The sequence below is a fragment of the Bartonella sp. AA18HLJMS genome (genome assembly GCF_042197245.1).
Taxonomy (GTDB): Bacteria; Pseudomonadota; Alphaproteobacteria; order Rhizobiales; family Rhizobiaceae; genus Bartonella.
On sequence record NZ_JBHIRP010000079.1, the window covers coordinates 1 to 843 of the forward strand.

The following is an 843-nucleotide window of genomic DNA, read 5'->3' on the forward strand; positions in this document are numbered from 1 at the left end:
ATTAAGGTTGCTGTTTGCGCAATGGCACCCACCATGCGCCCCCGCGCTTGGATAAAAGCATTTTCCGCATTCTTTGTCGCATCCTCAAGATGCTCAGGGTCAAACCACCCTTTAAAATGCTGCCTTGTCTTGTTTTGGAAATGCGCAACATCTGAACTAAAGGCTGCAAGATCACGCTTGGCAGAAGCTATCCCCTCTTGCAGATGATTGACAAAACGCACAACAAGGGAAACATCCATGACGATTCTTTATCCTAACTGATGACTTTCATATTCTTGTTGTTTCAGGCGTGCGAGTTCTTCTCGATAGGCAATCACATCCAGCCAATCCATCTGGTTAATCTCTGAAGGCGCCCAGTGATAATAAAGGGCTAGTTCTGCCCCAAATTGTCTGGCAGAGAGGATTGGCGTTGCGTAAAAAAAGCAAAAAAAGCCTTCAATATTGCGACAATATCCATCACATCAACTCGATCAATCAATTCAATAGATTCACGTGACATATCAGCCAAAAGTGCTGTGATGCCTTCTGTTGCCTCACTTGTGAACAAAACTTGAGAAAGCTTCGTGATAAGCACATCATTGCTCAAAGTTGTTTTTTGCTCTCCAAACTCAGGAAGCAGCAGCTCTGTCAATTGTGGTCCAATGAGCACCGCTAATTGCTTGGCATGCTTAAAAGTGGGGCGATAAAAGGTCAGTTTCTTGCAGAGAGATTCTTTGCCACTTTTATCTTGATAAGGAAGCGGAACCTGCAATTCCACGTCAATGCTGGTTTGTAAACTTGTCATGATCAATTCCTATAAATTGAGAATAGAGCGGCGGCGAGAACCGATCTCTTGCCCGTTGC

At 44.4% G+C, this 843-nt stretch carries 1 protein-coding gene and 1 pseudogene; both read right to left on the reverse strand.

Features of this window, described 5'->3' with window-relative positions; all coding sequences use genetic code 11:
- A pseudogene (locus ACFINW_RS10010) lies at window positions 1–239 on the reverse strand (phage tail tape measure protein); the annotation flags it as partial.
- 131 nt (window positions 240–370) lie between these two features.
- Window positions 371–784 carry a hypothetical protein gene (locus tag ACFINW_RS10015; RefSeq protein WP_375654686.1) on the reverse strand — a complete coding sequence of 138 codons (414 nt, stop codon included), beginning with the start codon at window positions 782–784 and terminating at the stop codon, window positions 371–373.
- Between the last annotated feature and the right edge of the window lie 59 nt (window positions 785–843).

Excerpts from the sequence above, each read along its gene's own strand:
- ACFINW_RS10015 (WP_375654686.1), bottom strand. The coding sequence starts at position 784 with ATGACAAGTTTACAAACCAGCATTGACGTGGAATTGCAGGTTCCGCTT.